Raw genomic sequence first — 23734 nt, 5'->3', positions numbered from 1 at the left:
CTCCGGCGATCAATAGAAAAATGGCATGACGTAGGGAAATCCGAGCGCGACCAGAACCAGCACGGCCACGACCAAAAAAATGCGCTTGTAACCAGCTCGCACTGGGGGAGTCGCGCAGACCTCACCCGGTTTGCAGGCTTGCGCTGGCCGGTAAATGTGCCGCCAGGCGAAGAACAGCGCCACCAGTGACACGCTGATAAAGATAGGGCGATAGGGTTCCAGCACCGTCAAGTTACCGATCCAAGCACCGCTGAACCCCAGGGCCACCAAGACCAGCGGCCCCAGGCAGCAGGCCGAGGCGAGGATGGCGGACAGCCCCCCGGTGAAGAGCGCGCCGCTCCCGTTTGGTGGTTCAGACATACGCGTGTCCTTTCGAATCTGGATGGAATGGCTTAAGCTTATCTCCGTAGTTATGTACGGAGTCAAGCGATATGAAAAACAATCGGGAGCATCTGACCATTGGCGTTTTCGCCCAGGCGGCCGGGGTCAATGTGGAGACCATCCGGTTCTATCAGCGCAAGGATTTGCTGCCGGAGCCGGACAAGCCCCAGGGCAGCATCCGCCGCTATAGCGAGGCAGATGTAACGCGGGTGCGGTTCGTGAAGTCAGCGCAGCGGCTGGGCTTCAGTTTGGGTGAAATCGCTGAGCTGCTGCGGCTGGAGGATGGCACCCATTGCGAGGAAGCCAGCAGCCTGGCCGAGCACAAGCTCAAGGACGTGCGCGAGAAGTTGGCCGACCTAGCGCGCATGGAGGCCGTGCTGTCTGATCTGGTGTGCGCCTGCCATGCGCACCAGGGAAAGGTTTCCTGCCCACTGATTACGTCACTGCAAGGCAAAACGAACCTTACGATGGCGCTACGGAGTGGTCACGAGGCGACTACGCCTTAGCATGCTTTGCTGTGGGGACCATTTTGCTGCACGGCACGGGGCTGGCGGTGGTTGTATTGCGGCCTGAAATGCTATTGTTTTAATAGCTACTAGCGCTTATCCAACAAGCGCCAGATGCCAAAAATGCTTCAATGAATCGGTGGCGCCGCCGCTCTCACGCGGAAGGCGCCGGCACCGAGTGCAGCAGGATGGGGTGGTTGCCATAGCCATCCACGCTCTCGATCTGCACGCCAAAGCCCCACAGACGCGCCACATGCTTGAGCACCTCCTGCGTGTCTTCGGCCAGGGGGCGGCCCTGGTACTGGGTGTGGCGCAGGGTCAGGCTGCGGTCGCCGCGCAGGTTCACGTTCCACACCTGGATATTGGGCTCGCGCGTGCCCAGGTCGTATTGCTGCGACAGGATCTGGCGCAGGTTGCGGTAGCCGTTCTCGTCGTGGATCTCGCTGACCACCAGTTCGTCCTGGCTGGCGTCGTCATGCAGGGCGAACAGGCGCATCTCGCGCATCAGGTGTGGGCTCAGGTACTGGCCAACGAAGCTCTCGTCCTTGAAGTTGCGCATGGCATGGTCGAGCGCGGGCAGCCAGGGGGTACCCGCGATGTCGGGGAACCAGCGCCGGTCTTCCGCGGTGGGGTTCTGGCAGATGCGCTGGATGTCGCGGTACATGGCGAAGCCCAGGGCGTAGGGATTGATGCCGCTGTAGGCGCGATGCCCCACGGGGGGCTGGAACACCACGTTGGTGTGCGAGCCCAGCCATTCGAGCATGACGCCATCGGTCAGATAGCCCTCGTCGTACAAGGTGTTGAGCAGGGTGTAATGCCAGAAGGTGGCCCAGCCCTCGTTCATGACCTGCGTCTGGCGCTGCGGGTAGAAGTACTGCGCGATCTTGCGCACGATGCGCACCACCTCGCGCTGCCAGGGCTCCAGCAGGGGGGCGTTCTTTTCGATGAAGTACAGGATGTTTTCCTGCGGCTCGGCCGGGAAGCGCTCGGCCTGCAGGGCCAGTGGCTCCTTGCCGGGGCGCACAGGCAGGGTGCGCCACAGCTCGTTGACCTGCTGCTGCGCGTAGGCTTCGCGCTGGGCGCGCTCCTGGCGCTCCCGTGCCAAGCTCTTCTTGGAGGGACGGCGGTAGCGGTCCACCCCGAAGTTGGACAGCGCGTGGCAAGAGTCCAGGAATTGCTCCACCGTCTCCAGGCCATGGCGCTCCTCGCACTGGGCGATGAAGTCCTTGGCATAGACCAGGTAGTCGATGATGCTGGACGCGTCTGTCCACATGCGGAACAGGTAATTGCCCTTGAAGAAGCTGTTGTGCCCATAGGCCGCATGGGCGATCACCAGCGCCTGCATGGCGGTGGTGTTTTCTTCCATGAGGTAACTGATGCAGGGGTTGGAGTTGATGACGATTTCATACGCCAGCCCCATGTGCCCGCGCCGGTAGCGCCGCTCGGTGGCCAGAAACTCCTTGCCGTAGCTCCAGTGCCGGTAGTTCACGGGCATGCCCACGCTGGAATAGGCGTCCATCATCTGCTCGGCGGTGATGATCTCCAGCTGGTTGGGGTAGGTGTCCAGCCCGAAGCGCTCGGCCGTGGCGGCAATGGCGCTGTGGTAGCGCTCGATCAGCTCAAACGTCCAGTCACTGGGGTCGGGCAGCGGCTGCATGGGGCGTTGCCCTGGGGGCAACGGCGCCTCAGGCACCACGCGGTGGCGGCGCTCGCCCACGGTGGCAGCCTTCCAGGGGTTGTCGCCCTGGCGGCGCTCCAGCACGGGGTATTGGGTCATGTTCATACCTGCACCCCTTCTTTCTTGAAGAGGTCACGGAAGACCGGGTAGATCTCGCTCGGGTCGGACACCTTGCGCATGGCAAAGTGGGCAAACCAGGGGAGCAACTGGCTGTATTCATCCCAGAGGTTCTGCTCTTCCTCGGCCACCTGCACGTAGGCAAAGTAGCGCACCAGCGGCAGGATCTTTTCAGCCAGCAGGTTGCGGCAGTTGCCGCTGTCGTTGCTGAAGTTGTCGCCGTCGCTGGCCTGGGCGACGTAGATGTTCCAGTCCTCCACAGGGTAGCGCGCACGGATGATCTGCTCCAGCAGCACCAGCGCGCTGCTCACCACCGTGCCACCGCTCTCCGTCGAGTGGAAAAACTGATCTTCATTCACCTCGGCAGCCTGGGTGTGGTGGCGGATGAAGACGATGTCGATCTTGTCGTAGTGCCGGGTGAGGAACAGGTACAGCAGGATGAAAAACCGTTTGGCCAGGTCCTTGCGCGCCTGGTCCATGGAGCCGGACACGTCCATCACGCAAAACATCACGGCCTGGCTGTTGGGCACGGGCACCCTGGCGCGTGCCCGAAAGCGCAGGTCGATGGGGTCCAGGTACGGCACCTTGCCGATGCGCTCGCGCAGCTGGAGGATCTTGCATTGCAACTGGGCTACGGCCTCGCTGGTGCCGTCGTCCTGCGCCAGCAGGGCATCAAGCTCGTCCTGCAGCGCCTGCAGTTCGCGCTGCGGTGCGTTGGTCAGTGCAATGCGCCGACCCAAAGCGCCGCGCATGGTGCGCACCACGGCCAGGTTGTTGGGCGTACCGTCCTGGCTGTAGCCCGCGCGGCGGCTCTTCCACTGCGGGTTGTCGCCAATGTGGGTGCGCAGCAGGTGCGGCAGGGCCAGGTCTTCAAAGAAGAGCTGCATGAACTCTTCCTTGGTCAGCGTGAAGGTGAAGTCGTCCTCTCCCTCGCCGCTGTCGCTGGCCTGCGAGCCGCTGCCCTGGCCGCCCTGCGGGCGCTGGATGCGGTCGCCGCGCACATGGTCGGTGTTGCCGGGGTGCACCGTGTCGCGGATACCGCCCTGGCCATGGTGGAACACCGGTTCACTGATGTCCTTGCGGGGGATGGTGATGCTCTCCGCACCCTCGATGTTGCGGATGTCGCGCTGCGAGACGGCGCGTCGCACAGCGTCGGCGATCTGCTCCTTGTAGCGACGAACAAAGCGCTCGCGGTTGCCCACCGATTTGTTCTTGCCTGCGAGTCTGCGGTCGATGATTTGGAGTGCCATGCGTCAGCCCCCGAACGAACCAGCCCCCCAGCCACGGCACGGGCGCGACCCCAGTGCGGGCAGCCGCGCAAGGGCCGCCAAGCCGCAGCAAAGGCGGCACTTCGCTGGCGTGCGCTGGCTGCGTCCCCCTTCCCACGCGCAGCGTGAGAGAAGGGGGAAGGCGCGAAGCGACTCAGGGGGTTGTTTCATATCAGCTACTTTTGCGCACACGCAGGTACCACTCACACAACAGCCGCACCTGCTTGGGCGTGTAGCCCTTGGCCACCATGCGGGTGACAAAGTCCTCGTGCTTCTTGGCCTCCTCGGCACTGGCCTTGGCGTTGAAGCTGATCACCGGGAGCAGCTCCTCGGTGTTGGAGAACATCTTCTTCTCGATCACCAGGCGCAGCTTTTCGTAGCTGGTCCAGCTCGGGTTCTTGCCCTGGTTGTTGGCGCGCGCCCGCAGCACAAAGTTGACGATCTCGTTGCGGAAGTCCTTGGGGTTGGCAATGCCTGCGGGCTTCTCGATCTTCTCCAGCTCCGCGTTGAGCGCGCCCCGGTCGAACACCTCGCCGGTATCGGTGTCGCGGTACTCGTTGTCCTGGATCCAATAGTCCGCGTAGGTGACGTAGCGGTCGAAGATGTTCTGACCGTACTCGCTGTAGCTCTCCAGGTAGGCCGTCTGGATTTCCTTGCCAATGAACTCGGCATAGCGCGGCGAGAGGTATTCCTTGATGTAGCCGGTGTACTTGGTCTCCAGCTCGCCTGGGAACTGCTCGCGCTCGATCTGCTGCTCCAGCACGTACATCAGGTGCACCGGGTTGGCCGCCACCTCGACACTGTCGAAGTTGAACACCTTGGACAGGATCTTGAACGCGAAGCGGGTGGAAATGCCCGTCATGCCCTCGTCCACCCCGGCGTAGTCGCGGTACTCCTGGTAGCTCTTGGCGCGCGGGTCGGTGTCTTTGAGGCTCTCGCCGTCGTACACCTGCATCTTGCTGAAGATGCTGGAGTTCTCGGGCTCCTTCAGGCGCGTGAGGATGGCGAACTGCGCCATCATCTTGAGCGTGCCCGGCGCACACACCGCGTTGCCCAGCGAGGATTCGCGGATCAGCTTTTCGTAGATGCGCGTTTCCTCGCTCACGCGCAGGCAGTACGGCACCTTGACGATGTAGATGCGGTCCAGGAAGGCCTCGTTGTTCTTGTTGTTGCGGAAGGCCTTCCACTCGCTTTCGTTGCTGTGCGCCAGCACCACACCGTCGAACGGGATGGCGCCAAAGCCCTCGGTGCCCTTGTAGTTGCCCTCCTGCGTGGCGGTGAGCAGCGGATGCAGCACCTTGATGGGCGCCTTGAACATCTCCACAAACTCCAGCAGGCCCTGGTTGGCCAGGCACAGGCCGCCGCTGTAGCTGTAGGCGTCGGTGTCGTCCTGGGCAAAGCTCTCGAGCTTGCGGATGTCCACCTTGCCCACCAGGCTGGAGATGTCCTGGTTGTTCTCGTCACCGGGCTCGGTCTTGGCAATGCCCACCTGCTTCAAGATGCTGGGGTAGCGCTTGACCACGCGGAACTGGCGGATATCGCCGCCATACTCTTCAAGCCGCTTGACCGCCCAGGGCGAGAGCACGCGCTGCAGGTAGCGGCGCGGAATGCCAAACTGCTCTTCGAGCACCGGGCCGTCCTCTACCGCATCGAACAGCCCGAGCGGAGATTCGTTCACTGGCGAGCCCTTGAGCGCATAGAACGGTACCTTCTGCATCAGGTACTTGAGCCGCTCGGCAATCGAGCTCTTGCCGCCGCCCACGGGCCCCAGCAGGTAGAGGATCTGCTTGCGCTCCTCCAGCCCCTGCGCAGCATGGCGGAAGAAGCTCACCACCTGCTCAATGGAGTCTTCCATGCCGTAGAACTCGGCAAAGGCCGGGTAGCGCTTGATGACCTTGTTGGCAAAGATGCGCGACAGGCGCGGGTCGTTGCGCGTGTCCACCATCTCGGGCTCGCCAATGGCAGCCAACATGCGCTGGGCGGCCGTGGCGTACGCCATGGGATCACGCTTGCACTCGGCGAGGTACTCGTCGATCGACATTTCCTCTTCACGCGAACGGGCGTAGCGTGCGGTGAAACTGCTGATGGCATCCATAGTGGCCTCCTGTGACAGCACGCTCTGATGGACTCAGACCACGCCGCAAAGTTGCAAAGCATCGGGCTATCGGCTTGAGGCCGTTGTAGCACCATGCTGTGGCTTTGAACAGGGTAATAGGGGGTGTTGGCAACGCTATTTTTCAGGCCTTCACCCACAGGACCGGAACACGGCATACTGCACGTTTGCCCCCGACAGAGCCGCGCATGCGGCCGCCACGGTCGGGCTCGGTCAGACTGCGGCACGCGTGGTGCCGCAGCCTCTCAGCGCTTGCCGACCGGACGCTTCTTGCCTGGCGGTTTACCCTGGATGCCTGCACGCGGCGGCAGGCCGGTGTGCTGGGTCAGGATTTGGCCCGGCTCGGGCTGCACAGGCTGGCGGTTGAGCGGGTCCGGTCGCATGGTCGGAATGACGATGTACTTGGCCTTGTCCTGCTTGCCACCACACTTGCCCACCGCGGGTTGGTAGGTGGGGATCAGGTGGTGCTTGCCGTTGCCGATCAGGTCGGCGCGGCCCATGGCCTTGAGGGCCTCGCGCAACAGCGGCCAATTGGCCGGGTCGTGGTAGCGCAGAAAGGCCTTGTGCAGGCGGCGCCGCTTCTCGCCGCGCACCACGTCCACGCGCTCGGCCCGCTCGTCGCGGTGGATGCCCTTGAGCGTGTTGAGGTTGGTGTGGTACATGGCCGTGGCCGAGGCCATGGGGCTGGGGTAGAAGGTCTGCACCTGGTCGGCGCGAAAGCCATTCTTCTTGAGCCAGATCGCGAGGTTCATCATGTCCTCGTCGCTGGTGCCGGGGTGGGCCGCGATGAAGTACGGAATGAGGAACTGCTTCTTGCCCGCCTCCGCTGTGAATTTCTCGAACAGCGTCTTGAATCGGTCGTAGTTGCCGATGCCGGGCTTCATCATCTTGGTCAGCGGGCCGGCCTCGGTGTGCTCGGGCGCGATCTTGAGGTAGCCGCCCACATGGTGCTGCACCAGTTCCTTGATGTACTCGGGCGACTCCAGCGCCAGGTCGTAGCGCAGGCCCGAGCCGATGAGGATTTTCTTCACGCCCTTGATGGCGCGGCCGCGCCGGTAGATCTTGATGAGCGGGTCGTGGTTGGTGGTGAGGTTCTGGCAGATGCCGGGATAGACGCAGCTGGGCTTGCGGCAGGCGGCCTCGATCTCGGGCGTGCGGCAGCCCAGGCGGTACATGTTGGCCGTGGGGCCGCCCAGGTCGGAGATGGTGCCAGTAAAGCCTTGCACCTTGTCGCGCACGTCCTCGATCTCGCGGATGATGGACTCTTCCGAACGGCTCTGGATGATGCGCCCCTCGTGCTCGGTGATGGAGCAGAAGGTGCAGCCGCCGAAGCAGCCGCGCATGATGTTGATGGAGAAGCGGATCATCTCCCACGCGGGGATCTTGGTCGCGCCGTCGTGGCGGCCGTTCTCGTCGGCGTAGCGCGGGTGCGGGCTGCGCGCGTAGGGCAGGTCGAAGATGAAGTCCATCTCCGGCGTGGTCAGCGGCACGGGCGGCGGGTTGATCCACACATCACGCGCCGTGCTGCCCTCGCCGTGCGCCTGCACCAGTGCACGGGCGTTGCCGGGGTTGGTTTCCAGGTGCAGCACACGGCTGGCATGGGCGTAGAGCACCGCGTCGCTGCGCACCTGCTCGTAGCTGGGAAGGCGAATGACGGTGCGCTCCTGCGGCGGGCGCTTGCGCTTGGCTTCCAAGGCCGGGTTGGGCACAAAAGTCAGCGGCTTGGTGTTGTCTTCCAGTCCTGATTTTTCAGAGCCATTTTGGCCTGCAACGCCCGCTGGTAAAGCGCCATCAGCTATCGAAACAGTAGTACTCTGCGCGCCACAGCTGGCCCCCTGGCTGGCGGCCTGCTCGCTGGTGGTCTGGTAGGGGTTGATGTGCGCCTCCACCGGTCCGGGCTGGTCCACCTCGGTCGAATCCAGCTCGAACCAGCCCTCGGTGCTGGGATCGCCCGGGCGGCGGATGAAGGCCGTGCCGCGCACGTCGGTGATGCGCTCCACCGGCTCGCGGCGCGCCAGGCGGTGGGCAATCTCGATGAGCGCGCGCTCGGCGTTGCCGTACAGCAGCAGGTCGCACTTGGCGTCCACCACCATGGAGCGGCGCACCTTGTCGCTCCAGTAGTCGTAGTGCGCGATGCGGCGCAACGACCCCTCCATGCCGCCCAGCACGATAGGCACGTCCTTGAAGGCCTCGCGGCAGCGCTGGCTATAGACAATGGCCGCGCGATCCGGGCGGCGCCCGGCCTCGGCGCCGGGGGTGTAGGCGTCGTCACTGCGGATCTTGCGGTCGGCCGTGTAGCGGTTGATCATGGAATCCATGTTCCCCGCCGTCACGCCCCAGAACAGGTTGGGCTTACCCAGCACCTTGAAGGCCTCGGCGCTCTGCCAGTCGGGCTGCGAGATGATGCCCACGCGAAACCCCTGCGACTCCAGCACGCGCCCAATCACGGCCATGCCGAAGCTGGGATGGTCCACGTAGGCATCGCCCGTCACCAGCACCACGTCGCAGCTGTCCCAGCCCAGTTGCTCCATCTCCGCCCGGCTCATGGGCAAGAACGGCGCCGTGCCAAAGCGCTTGGCCCAATAGGGCTTGTAGCTGGTGATCGGCTTGGCCGCGCGCGGGAAGAAAGAGACGTCAACGTAGGCGTTCATGGGGGTGCGGCCATCTGACGGGCCAATCGGGGGGTGCAAGATTTTAAGAGGGTAACCCAATCACCTGTCGTTCAAGGGGCTACAGGGCGCCTGCCAGAACCGGCAACCGCACTGCTATGCTGGCGCGGTCCCTGCCGCAACGCCGCCGCCATGAAACGTCTTTCCCAGTACTTCTTCCGTGGGCTCATCGCCTTTCTGCCGGTGGCGCTGACTGTCTATGCGCTCATCCTCTTTGTTACCTGGGCCGAGCGCTCGGCCATGGCGCTGCTGAGGCCGGTGACGGGGGACTTCTACCTTCCGGGGCTGGGCATCGCCCTGGGCGCCCTGCTGATCCTGGGGCTGGGCGTGCTGATCTCGCTGCCCAGTGCCCCGCGCCTGTTTTCATGGGTGGAACTGCCGTTCACCAACCTGCCAGTGGTCAAGAGCATCTATTCGTCGTTGAAGAACTTCGCCGACTACTTCGCGCCGCATGCGCAGGACACCCAGCAGGTGGTGCTGCTCACCATGCCCGGTTCCGAGCTGAGCACCGTCGGCCTGATCACGCGCCAGAGCATGCAAGGCCTTCCCAAAGGCCTCAGCGCGCTGGACGACCGCGTCGCGGTCTACCTGCCCATGGGCTACATGATCGGTGGTTACACGGTGTTTGTTCCACGCAGCTGGACGACGCCGCTGGACATGTCCGTGGAAGAAGCCATGCGCATGGCCTTGATCGCGTTCATGGCTTCAGGCAAGGGCAAGGCCGAATAGCCCCGGGGGTGCGCCCCCTACTCCACCACCGACCGCACCAGCATGGAAAACAGCTCCTGCGAGGGCTGGTGCTTCTTTTCCCTGGCCGGAAAGCGGGCGTCGTAGGCATCCACCAGGGCCGGATCGAACTCGTACACCGCGCTGGTGTGCAGCTTCCACTGGTGGCCTGCAAAAAAACCGGGGCGCAACTCCAGCACCAGCAACCCCAGGGGAAACTTGCCGTCCAGGCTGCCCACCCCCAGGTCCTTGCCCGTCCTGAATCCATGCCTGCAGTAGTTGTGCGGATCGCCAAGGATCAGAATGGCGGGATACCCCTGCTGCACCACCAGCGCCTTGGTGTGCTCGATCAGCGCCGTGCCCACACCCCGCCGCTGCCAGGCCGGGTGCACGCACAAGGGCCCGAAAGTGGCGGTCTCCACCTTCTCACCCAGCTCGTTGACGACCCAGGAACGTGTGTACAGGATGCTGCCGACGATCTGCCCTTCCACCTCGGCCACAAAGGCCAGTGCGGGCAGAAAGTCCGCGTGGCTTCGCATCACGTGGACGAGGTAATGCTCATCGCAACCGGGCCGGTACAGGTTCCAGAACGTTTCGCGCGTCAGCACCTCGACGGCGGGGTGGTCGGCCGGGGTTTCAGGTCTGATGGAAATGTTCACGGCGTCGCACCTTTGTTCTCATTTGTGACCTGGCATGTCCTTGCAGCGGTGGACGGGCGTATTTGCATAGTCAGGGAAGCCAAAAGCGTAAAAACCTCAGCAGTACCAACGAGCATTGACCATGGCTTATTCGGTGCAAACGTGGAAGAAGCGCATCGGGTATTCAACTCAAGCTAGCCCGCCGCCGCCGTACCCCGGCATTTGGGGAAGGTTGAGCAACCCCAGAACGTGTTGCCCGCATTGGCACCCTGTCTGACGGTGCGCAGTGCCATAGCAGCGCCACAGCGTGGGCATTCAGGTTGAGATGCTGCTTTGGCAGTGACCTTTGGTTCGGTGGTTGCGGATCTTGGTCGGGCTTCCAACGCGCCCATCCCGCTGGGAACTTTCTGTTGTGCGGCCGCAGATTGGCCCTGCACGCTCCGTACCCGTTGAATCATCTCGAAGAGCTGCGGACCGCCAATGAGTTCGATGTTCCGTCCCTGGGCGAAGGCTATTGCATCTGCCGTAAACCGCCCCGAGGTCACAACAAAGCCGCCCGTGGCACCTTTGGCTGCCATGACGCCGTAGAGTTCGCGCACGATGGTGACGCCCACCTTGTAGGCCTTCCACTGTTTGCACTGCACGAAAAACTTCTCAGAGTCTTTGACAAGGACGAGATCAACGCCTCCATCAGAGCCACCTCCACCGATTTCTGACACGCGGTAGCCCTGCTGACGGTAAGCCTCACCGACCAGCAGCTCAAATTCCCGCCAATTCATCCCGTCCAAGGCATTGGCATCGCGCGCTTGTGCCACGTCCGCAACCAAGGTTTGACGTTGTTTGCGTCGCCAAGCGGAGAGGGCAGCCGCTGCCAGGCAAAGCAGCGGCACGATGTACTGACCGGCGTTTGCCAGACCATGGATCACGGCCTTTTGCATCATGACGCCTACCATTGCTCCCCCTTGGCCCTGAGCATCTGAGACCTGGATGGGGATTGCCAGGCGGTGCAATAGAAAATAGCTGACCGCAGCGAGCACCACACAGACCCACCAAGGGAGCATGGCAAGCAAGTCCAGAACGTCTTCCAGTAGACTGTGTTTATTGCGTCTAGCCATGGCTCCCCCTCCTGTTGTTGATGCGGCGTTTCGACTATTTTGGCCCATGCCTTTGACAACATCTGAAAGGTGGGTGTGGAAGGCAACCATGGCCGCCGCACGTTGCCCTACCGCCGCCCCCGGTACTGCCCCGGCCCGACCCCCTGCCACTGCTTGAAGGCATGGTGGAAGGCCGATGGCTCCTGATAGCCCAGCAGGTAGCCCACCTCGGTGATGGGCATGTCCGAATGGGCCAGGTAGTGGCAGGCCAGTTCGTGGCGTGTGGCGTCCAGCAGGGTCTGGAAGGCTACGCCCGCATCCATCAGGCGGCGCTGCAGGGTGCGGGTGGACAGGTGCAGGTCGTCGGCCACGTCGGCCAGCTTGACGGCGCCCTGCCCCAGCCGGGCCGAGATGCGCTGGCGCACCTGGGCCACGATGCCGGTGTCGCGCGGGTGGCGCGCCTGCAGCAGTTCGTCGGCATGGCGCTGCAAGAGCGGAAGCAGGGCCTTGTTGGCCTGCGGGATGGGCCAATCGAGCAGCGCCGCCGGGAACAAGGCACGGTGCGCCGCGCAGCCCCAGCGCACGCGCGCGCCGCTGGCCTGAGCGATGACCTGGGCCGTGGCCTCGTCGCGGTAGTGCATGAATTCCAGCTCAAAACCCGCGATCGGCTGGCCCACCAGCCACTGCGCACAGGTCTGGATGCCCGCAAACACCGACTCGGCCAGCGCGGCGGCGGCCGGGTGGTCGGGCCAGTGGTTGGCCCAGGCGTACTCCACCGTGTCGCCCTGCCGCGCAAAGGACGAGCGCCCCAGGTCGTGCACCAGCGACTCGAAGCGCAGCACCTGCGCCAGCGCTTCGCCCAGCGTGGGGCAGGCCAGCAGCAGGATGCCATTGACGCCGTAGGTGGTGGGCTTGACACTGCTGCCGAGGCGCCAGCCAAAGCCCGGCCCGGCGTGTGCCAGCGCCTGCTGCAGCAGGGCGAGGTAGGTGGCAACGGGCATGTCGTCCTCGCCCGGCGCGTCGTGGCCCAGGGCTTGCGCCAGGGCGGCGGCGGGAACGCCCTCGGCGTGCGCAGCGTCCCACAGCGTGCGCGCATAGGGGGCCACGACCCGGGGCGCAGGCGTGTTTGGCGTGATGGAACAATCGGTTGGCGGCATTGCGAAATGGCAAACGGGCGCCCCATCCCTACAGTAGCGCCCATTGTTGGGAGTATGTCATGCGACGCTGGAACGGCTGGGGCGACGACGCCACCGCGATGAACCTGGGCGAAGGCGCCCGTGCCATGCTGGCCGAGCGGCTCGGCCCGGGCCACCCCGGGCAGGACGCGCGCCGCGAGGACCTGCTGGCGCGCATCCCGCCCTCGCGCCTGCCCGAGCACCCCTTGATCGACCGCAGCCCCGAGGCGCGCCTCCCCGTGGCCTGGGGCGAGAGCTATGCCGACTGGATTCGCAAGCGACTGGGCCACCTGCCGCCGGTGCCCGATGGCGTGGCCTTCGTGGAATCGGGCGAGCAGGTGCGCACCCTGCTGGACCTGGCGCACGCGCAGCGCTGGGTGGTGATTCCGTTTGCGGGCGGCACCAGCGTGTCGGGCCACCTGGACTGCCCTGCGGGCGAGCAGCCCGTGCTGTCCCTGCACCTGGGGCGCCTGAACCGCCTGCTGCACCTGGACAAGACCAGCCAGCTCGCCACCTTCGGTGCGGGCACGCCCGGGCCGCTGGTCGAATCGCAGTTGCGCGCCCAGGGCTACACGCTGGGGCATTTTCCGCAGTCGTTCGAATACTCCACCGTGGGCGGCTGGGTGGTCACGCGCTCCAGCGGCCAGCAGTCGCTGCGTTACGGGCGTATCGAACAGCTTTTTGCCGGCGGCCGCATGGAGACGCCCGTGGGCACGCTCGCCCTGCCCACCCTGCCCGCCTCCAGCGCCGGGCCGGACCTGCGCGAGATCGTGCTCGGCTCCGAAGGGCGCTTGGGCGTGCTGACCGAGGCCACCGTGCGCGTCTCGCCCCTGCCGGGGCACGAGAGCTTTCACGCCCTCTTCCTGCCCGGCTGGGACGCCGCCGAGGCCGCCGTGCGCGCGCTGGTGCAAGAGCGCCTGCCGCTGTCCATGCTGCGGCTGTCCAACGGCATCGAAACCGAGACCAACCTGCGCCTGGCAGGCCATGAGCGACAGATTGCGCTGCTGGAGCGCTACCTGGGCTGGCGCGGCTGCGGCCAGGGCAAATGCCTGCTGACCCTGGGCGTGACCGCCGCCCCCGCCACCGCGCGCCACACCCTGCGCGCCGCGCGCAAGCTGCTTGCGCGGCATGGCGCGGTGTACATCGGCCCAGCCATGGGCAGCAAATGGGCGGCCAACCGCTTCAAGGGCCCCTACCTGCGCAACACCCTGTGGGAGCTGGGCTACAGCGTGGACACCATCGAGACCGCCGTGGACTGGCCCCAGGTCAAGCCGCTGATGCTGGCCATGGAACAGGCCGCGCGCGATGCCTTCTCGCCCTTCGGCACGCCCGTACACGCCTTCACCCACCTCTCGCATGTGTACCCGCAGGGCAGCAGCATCTATTCGCAGTACGTGTGGCCCACCGCAGCCGGTGGCTTTGAACCCAACTTTGCGCGCTGGCAGGCGCTCAAAAAAGCCGTGGCCGCACAGATTGCCGCGCACGGCGGCACCGTGAGCCACCAGCACGGCGTGGGGCGCGACCACGCCGCGCACCTGGCACAGGAGAAAGGCCCGCTGGGCATGGCAACGCTGGCCGGGCTGTGCCGCCAGTTCGACCCGCACGGCATCATGAACCCCGGCAAGCTTTTGCAGGATGGCGGGCCATGGAGGGACTGAACGGCGCACTCCCACCCGGCTCAATTCCGCCGCGCGCCCAGGCGCTGGCACGGCTCACCGCGCAGGAATGGGACCTGGCCGTCATTGGCGGCGGCATCACCGGCGCCGGCGTGGCGCAGCAGGCCGCCGCGCAGGGCTGGCGCGTGCTGCTGGTGGAGCAGCGCGACTTTGCCTGGGGCACGTCGAGCCGTTCATCCAAACTGGTGCACGGCGGGCTGCGCTACCTGAAGGAAGGCGACCTCAAAACCACCCTGCATTCGGTGCGCGAGCGCAATCGCCTGCTGCAGGAAGCGCCCGGCCTGGTGGAGCCGCAGAGCTTTCTGTTCGCCGACTGCGCGGGCCGCAAGCCGGGGCGCTGGCTGATGCAGACCGGCCTGGCGCTGTACGACCTGATGGCCGGACAGCGCAGCCACTTCCACGCCGACCTGGCCACCACGCAGATGCTCGCGCCCGGCCTGGCGCCGCCTGGCCTGCGCGGCGCGCTGGTCTTCCAGGACGCCAAGACCGACGACGCGCGCCTGGTGCTGCGTGTGCTGCAAGAGGCGCGGCGGCTCGGCGCCACCACCCTCAACTACATGGCGGCGAGCGGATTGCGGCTCGAACAAGGCCGTGTGGCGGGCCTGGAGCTGCAGGATGCCCTGGAGGGGCAGCGCTACACCGTGCGCGCGCGCTGCGTGGTCAATGCCACGGGCGCCTGGGCCGACCGGCTGCGCACCGGCACGGGCGCCCGGCCCCTGCTGCGCCCATTGCGCGGCAGCCATCTGGTCGTGCCCTTCTGGCGCCTGCCGGTGGCGCAGAGCATCAGCTTCATGCACCCGCAGGACGGGCGCCCGGTCTTCCTCTACCCGTGGGAAGGCGCCACGCTGATCGGCACCACCGACCTGGACCACCGCGAACCGCTCGACGCCGAGGCGCGCATCACGGCCGCCGAGGTGGACTATCTGCTGGACGCCGTGAACGACCAGTTCCCCGCCACGCACCTGCGCCCAGCGGACGTGGTCGCCTGCTACGCAGGCGTGCGCCCGGTGCTCGACGACGGCCAGAAGGACGCCTCGAAAGCCACGCGCGACCATGTGGTGCGCGACGAAGCGGGCCTCATCACGCTGACGGGCGGCAAACTGACCACCTTCCGCCTCATGGCGCAGGACGCGCTGGCCCTGGCCGCGCCGCATGTGGGCCAGCCGTTTGCGCGCAGCGATGCGCCCTTGTTCACCCCCGCCAGCCCGCTGGACCCACGCTGGAGCCCCGCCGTGCGCCAGCGCCTGCAGGCGCGCTACGGAAGCCTGGCCGCCAACCTGTGCGCCAGTGCAAACAGCGACGACCTGGAGTGCATTCCCGGCACGCAGACGCTGTGGATCGAGCTGCCCCTGGCCGCTCGCCACGAGGCCGTGGAGCACCTGGACGACCTGCTGCTGCGCCGCACTCGGCTGGGCATTCTGCTGGCGCAGGGCGCGCTGGAACACCTGCCGCGCATCCGCGCGCTGTGCGCGCCGCACCTGGGCTGGAGCGATGCGCGCTGGGAGGCGGAAATCGCCCGCTACCGCGAGCTGATCCACACGCATTACCAATTACCGGATTCAAGAAGAATAGGCCTCTAGCGCTTACCCAGCAAGCGCAAGCAGCTATCAAACCAATAGCACATTCCAGGAGACGCCATGACCCAGCCCTACCTGCTGGCCATAGACAACGGCACCCAGAGCGTGCGCGCCCTGCTGTTCGACCTGCACGGCAACCTGGTGGACAAGGCGCAGGTGCCCATCACCACCTACCAGTCGCCCCAGCCCGGCTGGATGGAGAACGACCCCGAGGCCTTCTGGCAAACGCTGTGCCAGGCCTGTCAGCGCCTGTGGGCCAGCACGGCGGTGCCCAAGGAGGCGATTGCCGGCGTGGTCGTCACCACGCAGCGTGGCACCACGGTGTCGCTGGGGGCCGACGGGCGGCCGCTGCGCCCCTCCATGATCTGGCTGGACCAGCGCCGCGCCGAGCTGGCCCCGCGCCTGCCCTGGTGGTGGGAGGCCGCCTTTGCCGCCATCGGCATGCGCGACACGGTGCGGCACTTCCAGCGCGAGGCCGAGGCCAACTGGATCGCACAGCACCAGCCCGAACTGTGGGCGCGCACCGACAAGTTTTTGCTGCTCTCGGGCTACCTGCACTGGCGCCTGGCGGGGCGCATGGTCGATTCGGTGGCCTCGCAGGTCGGCTATGTGCCCTTTGATTACAAAAAAGGCCGCTGGGCGCCGCCGCACGACTGGAAGTGGCACGCCCTGCCCGTGCGCCCCTCCATGCTGCCCGAGCTGGTGCAACCGGGCACGGTGATCGGCACCATCACGCCCCAGGCCGCGCAGGACACCGGCATCCCCGCCGGCCTGCCCGTCGTGGCGGGCGCGGCCGACAAGGCCTGCGAGGTCATCGGCGCCGGGTGTCTGACGCCCGAGATCGCCTGCCTGTCCTACGGCACGGCCGCCACCATCAACACCACCACGCCGCGCTACCTGGAGGCCACGCCCTTCATCCCGCCCTACCAGGCGGCGGTGCCGGGGCACTACAACACCGAGGTACAGATCACGCGCGGCTTCTGGATGGTGAGCTGGTTCAAGGAGCAGTTTGGCCAGCACGAGGAGCGGCTGGCGCGAGAGCGCGGCGTGCCGCCCGAGAGCCTGTTCGACGAGTTGGTGAACGCCGTGCCGCCGGGTGCGCAGGGCCTGATGCTGCAGCCCTTCTGGAACCCCGGCATCAAGGTGCCCGGCCCCGAGGCCAAGGGCGCCATCATCGGCTTTGGCGACGTGCACACGCGCGCCCACCTGTACCGCGCCATCCTCGAAGGCCTGGCCTACGCGCTGCACGAGGCCAAGGAGCGCATCGAAAAGCGCGGCGGCGCGGCCATTGAGCGCGTGCGCGTCTCGGGCGGCGGCTCGCAGAGCGACGCGGCCATGCAGATCACCGCCAACGTCTTCAACCTGCCCAGCGAGCGCCCGCACCTGTATGAGACCAGCGGCCTGGGCGCGGCCATCATCGCCAGCGTGGGCCTGGGGTTGCATGCCGACTTCGCCACCGCCGTGCGCGCGATGACGCGCATCGGCCAGGTCTTTTTGCCCGAGCCCGAGCATGCCCGCACCTACGAGCAGCTCTACCGCCGCGTCTATTGCCGCATGTATGAAAGGTTACAGCCCCTGTACCGGGACATCCGCGCCATCACCGGCTACCCTTCACACGATTGAACACCAAGGCACCGCCATGAAACGCCTGCTTGTCACCGCCCTGCTCACCCTGAGCGCCACCAGCCCCGCCTGGGCCTGGAGCAACCACGCCCTGGCCAGCTACCGAGCCTTTGAATCCATGCCCCAGGTGGCCCAGGCCGCGCCCGTGGCGGCCGAGCCGCTCGAAGCCTTTTTGGCCGCGCAAGCCCAGCCCCTTGCGCAACTGCTGAGCGCACAGGACGCCTGGGCCCAGCAGCACATCGCCACCTACCCGCCGTTGCCCACGGCGCTGCGTTTCGATCCCGCCGTGGCCGCCCAGGGGCCGCAGGCCCTGCGCAAAGCCTTTCTGACGGCGCTGCGCATCTCGCCCCAAAGCCGGTTTGCGCTGTACGTGCAACCCGACCCCTGGGCCGCGCCGCCGCAGGCCGAACGCATGGCGCACGACCTCGTCAGCGCCCTGCCCGCGCGCGACAAGGACGGCGGCGGCCACCACTTCGTGGCGCTGCGCGCAGGCGAGATGGTGGCGCCCCTGGCCGTGCTGGCATCGGCCAGCGACGAGCCCGATTACGGCATGGACCTGAACCTGTGGGAAGACAGCCCCTCCGACTGGGGCCCAGGCTACGGCTTCGGCAAGATTCCCTTCGGCAACCCCAACCTGGACTTCTCCACCCAGGCGCCCTTTCACATGGGCTACTACCACGAGGCTCCGGTCATCTACATGGCGGCGGGCTTTCTCAAGCGCACCTACCCGATGCTGCGCATCCACCAGTACGCAGGGCTGTCGGAACTGGCATTTCGCACCGGGCACCCCTATTGGGGCTGGCGCTTTGCCGGGCTGGCGCTGCACTACCTGCAGGACCTGACCCAGCCCTACCATGCCAGCCTGGCGCCGGGATTCTCGTCTGCGCGGCTCATCGGCATCAACCTGCTGGCCATGCTGGGCATGCCCGGCGCCAAGAACGACATGGTCATCCTGCTGTCCAACCGCCACTTCGTGCTGGAACGCTATGAGAGCCAGATGATCCAGGCCAGCGCCCAGGCCCGCCAGAGCGGCAGCGTGGACCAGGCGCTGCGCGACACCAGCACCGACGCGAGCCATCCCGCCTGGAGCGAAACCTACGTCCGCCACACCGTCGCCCAGCAGGCCCACACCCTGGGCCCCACCGTGACCGAGCAAATGCTGGCCAGCGTGCAGCCCGGCTACGTCAACGACCCCAGCTTCGACTTCGGCGTGCACGCCAAGGCCATCGACCTGGTGGCCGAAGTCGCCAGCCAGGGCGAAGCGCAGCGCCAGGTGCTGGAGTCCACCATCGCCACGCTGATGCGCAACTTTGGCGCGCACAGCCGCAACATGGTGCGCGGCATCCTGGCCAGCACTGACACACGCTGATCGCCATGCCGCAGTGGGGGTAAGCTACTGCCCCCATGCCCCACACCCTGGCCGCCCCCGCGCACAGCGAACTCATCATCAAGAAAAGCCGCTTCATCGGCTGCGTGCAACCCATGCCCGACCGCGCCAGCGCCCAGGCGCATGTCGATGCGCTGTGGAAAGAACACCCTGGCGCCGCCCACATCTGCTGGGCGCTGCTCGCGGGCGGTCAGTCTGCCGCCGTGGACGACGGCGAACCCGGCGGCACCGCCGGCCGCCCCATGCTCGACGTGCTGCGCCACCAGGACCTCGAAGGCGTGCTGGCCACCGTGGTGCGGTACTTTGGCGGCGTCAAGCTGGGCGCGGGCGGCCTGGTGCGCGCCTACACCGACACCGTGGCCCAGGCCCTGCTCACCGCCACCAAGGTGCCGCTGCAACGCATGACCCACCTGCAATGCCTCGTGCCCTACGCCCTGGAAGGCCTGCTGCGCCGCGAGATCGACGCCGCCCATGCCGAGCTGCTGGAGGTGCAACACGGCCAGCTCGTCACCCTGCACCTGCGCCTGCCCGCAGCCCAGGCCGCAGCCTTTGTGCAGCGCATCAACGACCAGGGCCAGGGCCGCGTGGGCTGGCAAGACGCCCCCGGCATTGCCGCCTGAGCGATTTCGCTTCAGAAAAGCGGGCCGTCTGCCGATACCTAGTGCGGTGTTTCACTCTGATTGGTACTTTCAGAGTGAAACACTGCACTAGCTGTTGCACCCCTGGAGCCCTGCCATGGACGTCGCCCTCTCCAATGCCATCATCCAAACCGCCACCCACCTGGCCAGCGCCAAGCAGTCGGACGCCGTCAACATCGCCATGCTGAAAAAAGCGCTGGACCTGCAGGAAACCGCCGCCGCCACCATGCTCGACACCATGGTGCAGTCCATGCCCCAGCCCCAGCTTGCCACCTCGGGCACGCTGGGCACGCAGGTCAATACCTTTGCCTGAACAGCCCCACCGCTGGGGGCACTGCGCCTGACGCAGAACTTCCGTTGGCAAAATAGCCGCCTGGCTTTACAAACGCAGCACCACGCTCTGCATTTGCCATGAACACCTTCAAAACCGCCCCCATTCCCCTCGGGGACTCCGTAGGCATCATCCTGCCTGATGAGGCGCTGGCGCGCATGAATCTGAAAGTAGGCGACACGATGTTCCTGACCACATCTGCCGATGGTTTGCTGCTTTCGCCCTTTGCACCGACTTCAGACGCAACCAGCCCTGCAGACGATGAATTCGCACCCTAAGGCAGCGAAACTTCGCGCTCATTGGCCAAGCATCCTGACGGGTCGAAATAACTCACGATTGCTGCCAACACACGCCGCGAGCCCTACCAATGCTGCGCCCCCATACCCAGCTCCGCACCTGACAGGCACCTCAGCACGACCCCTACCCCGCTATCATCCAGCGCATGGGAGAGAGCACCACCAACACCGACGCTGCCACCACCGCAGCGCATGCCTTCATCGCCCGCTGGAGCGGCAGCACCGCCAGTGAACTGGCCAGCGCGCAGAGCTTTGTGATCGACCTGTGCGAGCTGTTGGGTGTGGACAAGCCCCACCCCACGCCCGAGCAGAGCTACATGTTCGAGCGGCCCATCACCTTTGCGCATGGCGACGGCAGCACCAGCCCTGGGCGCATTGACTGCTACCGGCGCGGCCACTTTGTGCTGGAGGCCAAAAAGTTCAAGACCCCCACCCACACCAAAGGCTTTGACGACGGCCTGCTGCGCGCCCGCAGCCAGGCCGAGGGCTACGCCCGCGCCCTGCCCGCCACCGAAGGCCGCCCGCCCTTTGTGCTGGTGGTGGACGTGGGCAACGTCATCGAGGTCTATGCCGAATTCAGCCAGAGCGGCGCCACCTACACCCCCTACCCCGACCCGCGCAGCCACCGCCTGCTGCTGGCCGACCTGGCCCGGCCCGAAGTGCGCGAGCGCCTGCGCCGCATCTGGTGCGACCCCGACAGCCTGAACCCCGCACGCATCAGCGCCCAGGTCACGCGCGACGTGGCCGCGCTGCTGGCGCGCCTTTCGCAGTCGCTCGAAGCCAGCCTGGGTTTGATGCCAAATATGGCTCCAGCGCCCGTTACACAAGCGCAAGCAGCTCCTGAAATCGTAGCAGCCTACCTCACCCGCTGCCTGTTCTCCATGTTTGCCGAAGACGTGGAACTGCTGCCCAAAGGCGCTTTCCAGGGCCTGCTGCAAACCCACCGGGGCGACCCCGTGGCACTGCAACACATGCTGCGCATTTTGTGGGCCGACATGGACCGGGGCGGCTTTTGCGCCGCGCTGGCCAAGAACGTGCTGCACTTCAACGGCAAACTCTTCAAGGGCGCAGAGCACGTGCACTACAGCCTGCTGCTCAGCGAAGAGCAAATCGACCTGCTCATCCAAGCCGCCCGCGCCAACTGGCGCGAAGTGGAACCCGCCATCTTCGGCACCCTGCTCGAACGCGCCCTGGACCCCACCGAACGCCACGCCCTGGGCGCGCACTACACGCCCCGCGCCTACGTGGAGCGCCTGGTGCAACCCACCGTGATCGCCCCACTGCGCCAGGAATGGGAATACGCCCGCGCCGCCGCCCTGGTGCTGGCCCGCGAAGCCGCCGAGCTGGAAGGCAAGGCCCAGCAAGCCAAGCTCGAAGCCGCCCGCGCCGAAGTGCTGCGCTTTCACCACCGGCTGTGCACCGTGCGCGTGCTGGACCCCGCCTGCGGCAGCGCCAACTTCCTATACGTGACGCTGGAGCACCTCAAGCGCCTGGAGGGCGAAGTCATCAACCAACTGCAGGAGCTGGGCACCACCCACGAACACCTGCAGGGCCGCCTGGGCTTTGAAGGCGAAACCGTGACGCTGCAGCAACTGCGCGGCATCGAACTGAACGAACGCGCCGCCGCCCTGGCCGAACTCGTGCTGTGGATTGGCTACCTGCAATGGCACATCCGCACCCGCGGCCATGCCAGCGTGGCCACGCCCGTGGTGCACAACTACGGCAACATCGAATGCCGCGACGCCGTGCTCGCCTGGGACGCGCAGGAACTGGCGTATGACGACGCCGGCCGCCTGCTCAGCCGCTGGGACGGCCGCAGCTACCAACCCCACCCCGTGACCGGCGAACCCGTCCCCGACGAGGCAGCCCAGGTACCCCAGTGGCGCTACATCGGCGCCCGCAAGGCCGACTGGCCGCAAGCGGATTTCATTGTGGGGAACCCGCCGTTTATTGGCGCCGCCAGCATGCGCGCTGCCCTGGGCGATGGCTACGTACAAGCCCTGCGCGACGCCTGGCCCGAAGTGCCCGAGAGCGCCGACTTTGTGATGTTCTGGTGGCACCACGCCGCCCAGCAGGTGGCCAGCGGGCAGGCGCAGCGCATGGGGCTGATTACCACCAACAGCCTGCGCCAAACCTTCAACCGGCGCGTGGTGCAGGCCGCGCTGGATCAAGGCACGCACTTGAAGATGGCCATTCCCGATCACCCCTGGGTGGACAGCGCCAACGGTGCCGCTGTGCGCATTGCCATGACGGTGCTGGCACCCGACGCGGGCGAAGGGCAAGTGCTCACGGTAACGGATGAGCAGCCCGGCGAGCATGGCGAAGTGGCCGTAACCCTGGCCGAACGCCCCGGCCTCATCCATGCCGACCTGAGCGTGGGTGCCAACGTGGCAGCAGCGCAGGCATTGCAGGCCAATCAGAACCTTGGCAACCGGGGCGTACAGCTTTTCGGTGCGGGCTTTATCGTCACAGCCGAAGAGGCGGCCCACTTGAACGCCCCCGCCCTCGTGCGCCCTTACCGCAATGGACGTGACCTGACCGACAAGCCGCGTGGCGTGATGGTTATTGATGCCTTTGGCCTGAGCGCCGAACAAATGCGCGAGCAATACCCGGCGGCTTACCAGTGGTTGCTGGAAAAGGTCAAACCCGAACGCGACCAGAACAACCGCGAGAGCCGCCGAAAGAACTGGTGGTTGTTTGGCGAAACTAATCCAAAACTACGCAAACAACTCGCTGGCCTGGGCCGCTATATCGCCACGGTGGAAACCAGCAAACACCGCACTTTCCAGTTCTTGGATGCCAGCATCCTGCCGGACAACAAGCTGGTGGCCATCGCTCTGGACGACGCCTACAGCCTGGGCGTGCTGTCCAGCCAGTTGCACATTGAATGGGCTTTGGCAGCGGGTTCGTGGCTGGGTGTAGGCAATGACCCGGTGTATGTCAAAACCCGCTGTTTTGAGGCATTCCCCTTCCCCGCCGAAGACACCGGCCTGACCCCGCAACTGCGCGAGCGCATCGCCCATCTGGCCGAGCACATCGACGCACACCGCAAGCGCGTGCTGGGGCAGGTGGGGTCTGCGGGGCGCGATTTCGCAAGCGAAGCGCGTATGAGCGCCCCGCAGACCCCGCCTGCCCCGGCACTACCCGCCACAGCCACAGCCACAGCCACAGCCACAGCCACAGCCACAGCCACAGCCACAGCCACAGCCACAGCCACACCCACAGCGCCACCCCAAACCACCACGCCACTCACGCTGACAGGCCTGTACAACGTCCTGCAAGCCCTGCGCGAAGGCCGCCCGCTGACACCGAAGGAAAAAGCCATCCACACCCAGGGCCTGGTGGGTGTGCTGCGCGAACTGCACGACGAACTGGACGCCGCCGTTCTGCAAGCCTACGGCCTGCCCGCCGCGGCCAGCACCGACGACATCCTGGCCCACCTGGTGCAGCTCAACGCCCAGCGCGCCCAGGAAGAAGCCCAGGGCCGCGTGCGCTGGCTGCGCCCGGCCTTTCAAAATCCGCAAAATTCGCTACAAATTCAAGAGCATCTAGCGCAAGTCCAGCAAGCGCCAGAGCCTGATTTTGATATTGAAAGACCGCTATCAAAAGCAGAGCAACCCGCAGCCCAGCCCTGGCCCGCCACCTTGCCCGAACAGGTGCGCGCCGTGGCCGCTGTGCTGGCCGCCAGCGCCGCGCCGCTGACCCTGCCCGCCATCGAGGCGCGCTTCAAGGGCCGGGGCCCCTGGAAGAAAGGCCTGCCCACGCTGCTGCAAACCCTGGAAGCCCTGGGCCGCGCGCAGCCCGTACTTACGCCCCAGGGTACGGCCTGGCGCTGAGCCCA

18 protein-coding genes are annotated in these 23734 nt (G+C 66.0%); 10 read left to right on the top strand and 8 right to left on the bottom strand.

Annotated features, from left to right (window positions below):
* Positions 1–9: 9 nt before the first annotated feature.
* Positions 10–360: a mercuric ion transporter MerT gene (gene merT, locus GWK50_RS08240; RefSeq protein ID WP_162016054.1), complete on the bottom strand. Its 351-nt coding sequence runs from the start codon at positions 358–360 to the stop codon at positions 10–12.
* Positions 361–431: 71 nt separating this feature from the next.
* Between merT and merR the strand changes: the two genes are divergently transcribed.
* Positions 432–887, top strand: a complete 456-nt coding sequence (merR, locus tag GWK50_RS08235; protein WP_162016053.1) for an Hg(II)-responsive transcriptional regulator — start codon at positions 432–434, stop codon at positions 885–887.
* 154 nt (positions 888–1041) lie between these two features.
* Here the strand turns inward: merR and GWK50_RS08230 are convergent, their stop codons facing one another.
* From GWK50_RS08230 to GWK50_RS08215, 4 genes are all read right to left on the bottom strand, one after another.
* Positions 1042–2670 carry a SpoVR family protein gene (locus tag GWK50_RS08230; protein ID WP_162016052.1) on the bottom strand — a complete coding sequence of 543 codons (1629 nt, stop codon included), beginning with the start codon at positions 2668–2670 and terminating at the stop codon, positions 1042–1044.
* Complete coding sequence (locus GWK50_RS08225; protein WP_162016051.1) at positions 2667–3932, bottom strand: YeaH/YhbH family protein; 1266 nt, start codon at positions 3930–3932, stop codon at positions 2667–2669. Before GWK50_RS08225 ends, GWK50_RS08230 begins: the two co-directional genes overlap by 4 nt.
* Positions 3933–4122: 190 nt before the next feature.
* Complete coding sequence (locus GWK50_RS08220; RefSeq protein ID WP_162016050.1) at positions 4123–6045, bottom strand: PrkA family serine protein kinase; 1923 nt, start codon at positions 6043–6045, stop codon at positions 4123–4125.
* A 263-nt stretch (positions 6046–6308) separates the two neighbouring features.
* Positions 6309–8714, bottom strand: coding sequence for a YgiQ family radical SAM protein (locus GWK50_RS08215; protein WP_162016049.1), 2406 nt, complete (start codon positions 8712–8714; stop codon positions 6309–6311).
* Between the two features lie 150 nt (positions 8715–8864).
* Here GWK50_RS08215 and GWK50_RS08210 point away from each other — a divergent pair, with 150 nt between their 5' ends.
* Positions 8865–9461, top strand: a complete 597-nt coding sequence (locus tag GWK50_RS08210; protein ID WP_162016048.1) for a DUF502 domain-containing protein — start codon at positions 8865–8867, stop codon at positions 9459–9461.
* A 17-nt stretch (positions 9462–9478) separates the two neighbouring features.
* Here GWK50_RS08210 and GWK50_RS08205 read toward each other — a convergent pair whose 3' ends face one another.
* The 3 genes from GWK50_RS08205 to GWK50_RS08195 all read right to left on the bottom strand — a co-directional run bounded on the left by GWK50_RS08205 (position 9479) and on the right by GWK50_RS08195 (position 12347).
* Complete coding sequence (locus GWK50_RS08205) at positions 9479–10117, bottom strand: N-acetyltransferase (RefSeq protein WP_197904991.1); 639 nt, start codon at positions 10115–10117, stop codon at positions 9479–9481.
* Positions 10118–10290: 173 nt separating this feature from the next.
* A complete protein-coding gene (locus GWK50_RS08200; RefSeq protein ID WP_162016047.1) occupies positions 10291–11211 on the bottom strand; it encodes a restriction endonuclease in 921 nt (306 codons plus the stop codon).
* Between the two features lie 107 nt (positions 11212–11318).
* The gene (locus GWK50_RS08195) at positions 11319–12347 is read right to left on the bottom strand and encodes an AraC family transcriptional regulator (protein WP_162016046.1); all 1029 of its coding nucleotides are present in this window, start codon (positions 12345–12347) and stop codon (positions 11319–11321) included.
* Between the two features lie 59 nt (positions 12348–12406).
* Here GWK50_RS08195 and GWK50_RS08190 point away from each other — a divergent pair, with 59 nt between their 5' ends.
* The 8 genes from GWK50_RS08190 to GWK50_RS08155 all read left to right on the top strand — a co-directional run bounded on the left by GWK50_RS08190 (position 12407) and on the right by GWK50_RS08155 (position 23729).
* Positions 12407–14023: an FAD-binding oxidoreductase gene (locus tag GWK50_RS08190; RefSeq protein ID WP_162016045.1), complete on the top strand. Its 1617-nt coding sequence runs from the start codon at positions 12407–12409 to the stop codon at positions 14021–14023.
* A complete protein-coding gene (locus GWK50_RS08185) occupies positions 14011–15621 on the top strand; it encodes a glycerol-3-phosphate dehydrogenase/oxidase (RefSeq protein WP_162016044.1) in 1611 nt (536 codons plus the stop codon). The genes GWK50_RS08190 and GWK50_RS08185 overlap by 13 nt, the downstream gene beginning before the upstream one ends.
* A gap of 57 nt (positions 15622–15678) precedes the next feature.
* The gene (locus tag GWK50_RS08180; RefSeq protein ID WP_162016043.1) at positions 15679–17241 is read left to right on the top strand and encodes an FGGY-family carbohydrate kinase; all 1563 of its coding nucleotides are present in this window, start codon (positions 15679–15681) and stop codon (positions 17239–17241) included.
* 16 nt (positions 17242–17257) lie between these two features.
* The gene (locus GWK50_RS08175; RefSeq protein WP_162016042.1) at positions 17258–18610 is read left to right on the top strand and encodes a phospholipase; all 1353 of its coding nucleotides are present in this window, start codon (positions 17258–17260) and stop codon (positions 18608–18610) included.
* Between the two features lie 35 nt (positions 18611–18645).
* Positions 18646–19248: a YigZ family protein gene (locus GWK50_RS08170; protein ID WP_162016041.1), complete on the top strand. Its 603-nt coding sequence runs from the start codon at positions 18646–18648 to the stop codon at positions 19246–19248.
* 115 nt (positions 19249–19363) lie between these two features.
* Positions 19364–19579, top strand: coding sequence for a YjfB family protein (locus GWK50_RS08165; RefSeq protein WP_162016040.1), 216 nt, complete (start codon positions 19364–19366; stop codon positions 19577–19579).
* A gap of 98 nt (positions 19580–19677) precedes the next feature.
* Entirely contained in the window at positions 19678–19875 is a 198-nt protein-coding gene (locus GWK50_RS08160) for an AbrB/MazE/SpoVT family DNA-binding domain-containing protein (RefSeq protein WP_162016039.1), read from the top strand.
* Positions 19876–20039: 164 nt separating this feature from the next.
* Positions 20040–23729, top strand: a complete 3690-nt coding sequence (locus GWK50_RS08155; protein ID WP_242455331.1) for a DNA methyltransferase — start codon at positions 20040–20042, stop codon at positions 23727–23729.
* Positions 23730–23734 lie beyond the last annotated feature (5 nt).

It is taken from the genome of Acidovorax sp. 210-6, from assembly GCF_010020825.1.
GTDB classification, from domain to species: Bacteria; Pseudomonadota; Gammaproteobacteria; order Burkholderiales; family Burkholderiaceae_C; genus Simplicispira; species Simplicispira sedimenti.
Note: the sequence above shows the minus strand (reverse complement) of the source record. Positions and strands in the feature narration are given on the sequence as shown.

Bases quoted from the DNA above. Each gene is read 5' to 3' on its own strand.
- merT (WP_162016054.1), bottom strand. From the start codon at position 360: ATGTCTGAACCACCAAACGGGAGCGGCGCGCTCTTCACCGGGGGGCTG.
- merR (WP_162016053.1), top strand. From the start codon at position 432: ATGAAAAACAATCGGGAGCATCTGACCATTGGCGTTTTCGCCCAGGCG.
- GWK50_RS08230 (WP_162016052.1), bottom strand. From the start codon at position 2,670: ATGAACATGACCCAATACCCCGTGCTGGAGCGCCGCCAGGGCGACAAC.
- GWK50_RS08225 (WP_162016051.1), bottom strand. From the start codon at position 3,932: ATGGCACTCCAAATCATCGACCGCAGACTCGCAGGCAAGAACAAATCG.
- GWK50_RS08220 (WP_162016050.1), bottom strand. From the start codon at position 6,045: ATGGATGCCATCAGCAGTTTCACCGCACGCTACGCCCGTTCGCGTGAA.
- GWK50_RS08215 (WP_162016049.1), bottom strand. From the start codon at position 8,714: ATGAACGCCTACGTTGACGTCTCTTTCTTCCCGCGCGCGGCCAAGCCG.
- GWK50_RS08210 (WP_162016048.1), top strand. From the start codon at position 8,865: ATGAAACGTCTTTCCCAGTACTTCTTCCGTGGGCTCATCGCCTTTCTG.
- GWK50_RS08200 (WP_162016047.1), bottom strand. From the start codon at position 11,211: ATGGCTAGACGCAATAAACACAGTCTACTGGAAGACGTTCTGGACTTG.
- GWK50_RS08195 (WP_162016046.1), bottom strand. From the start codon at position 12,347: ATGCCGCCAACCGATTGTTCCATCACGCCAAACACGCCTGCGCCCCGG.
- GWK50_RS08190 (WP_162016045.1), top strand. From the start codon at position 12,407: ATGCGACGCTGGAACGGCTGGGGCGACGACGCCACCGCGATGAACCTG.
- GWK50_RS08185 (WP_162016044.1), top strand. From the start codon at position 14,011: ATGGAGGGACTGAACGGCGCACTCCCACCCGGCTCAATTCCGCCGCGC.
- GWK50_RS08180 (WP_162016043.1), top strand. From the start codon at position 15,679: ATGACCCAGCCCTACCTGCTGGCCATAGACAACGGCACCCAGAGCGTG.
- GWK50_RS08175 (WP_162016042.1), top strand. From the start codon at position 17,258: ATGAAACGCCTGCTTGTCACCGCCCTGCTCACCCTGAGCGCCACCAGC.
- GWK50_RS08170 (WP_162016041.1), top strand. From the start codon at position 18,646: ATGCCCCACACCCTGGCCGCCCCCGCGCACAGCGAACTCATCATCAAG.
- GWK50_RS08165 (WP_162016040.1), top strand. From the start codon at position 19,364: ATGGACGTCGCCCTCTCCAATGCCATCATCCAAACCGCCACCCACCTG.
- GWK50_RS08160 (WP_162016039.1), top strand. From the start codon at position 19,678: ATGAACACCTTCAAAACCGCCCCCATTCCCCTCGGGGACTCCGTAGGC.
- GWK50_RS08155 (WP_242455331.1), top strand. From the start codon at position 20,040: ATGGGAGAGAGCACCACCAACACCGACGCTGCCACCACCGCAGCGCAT.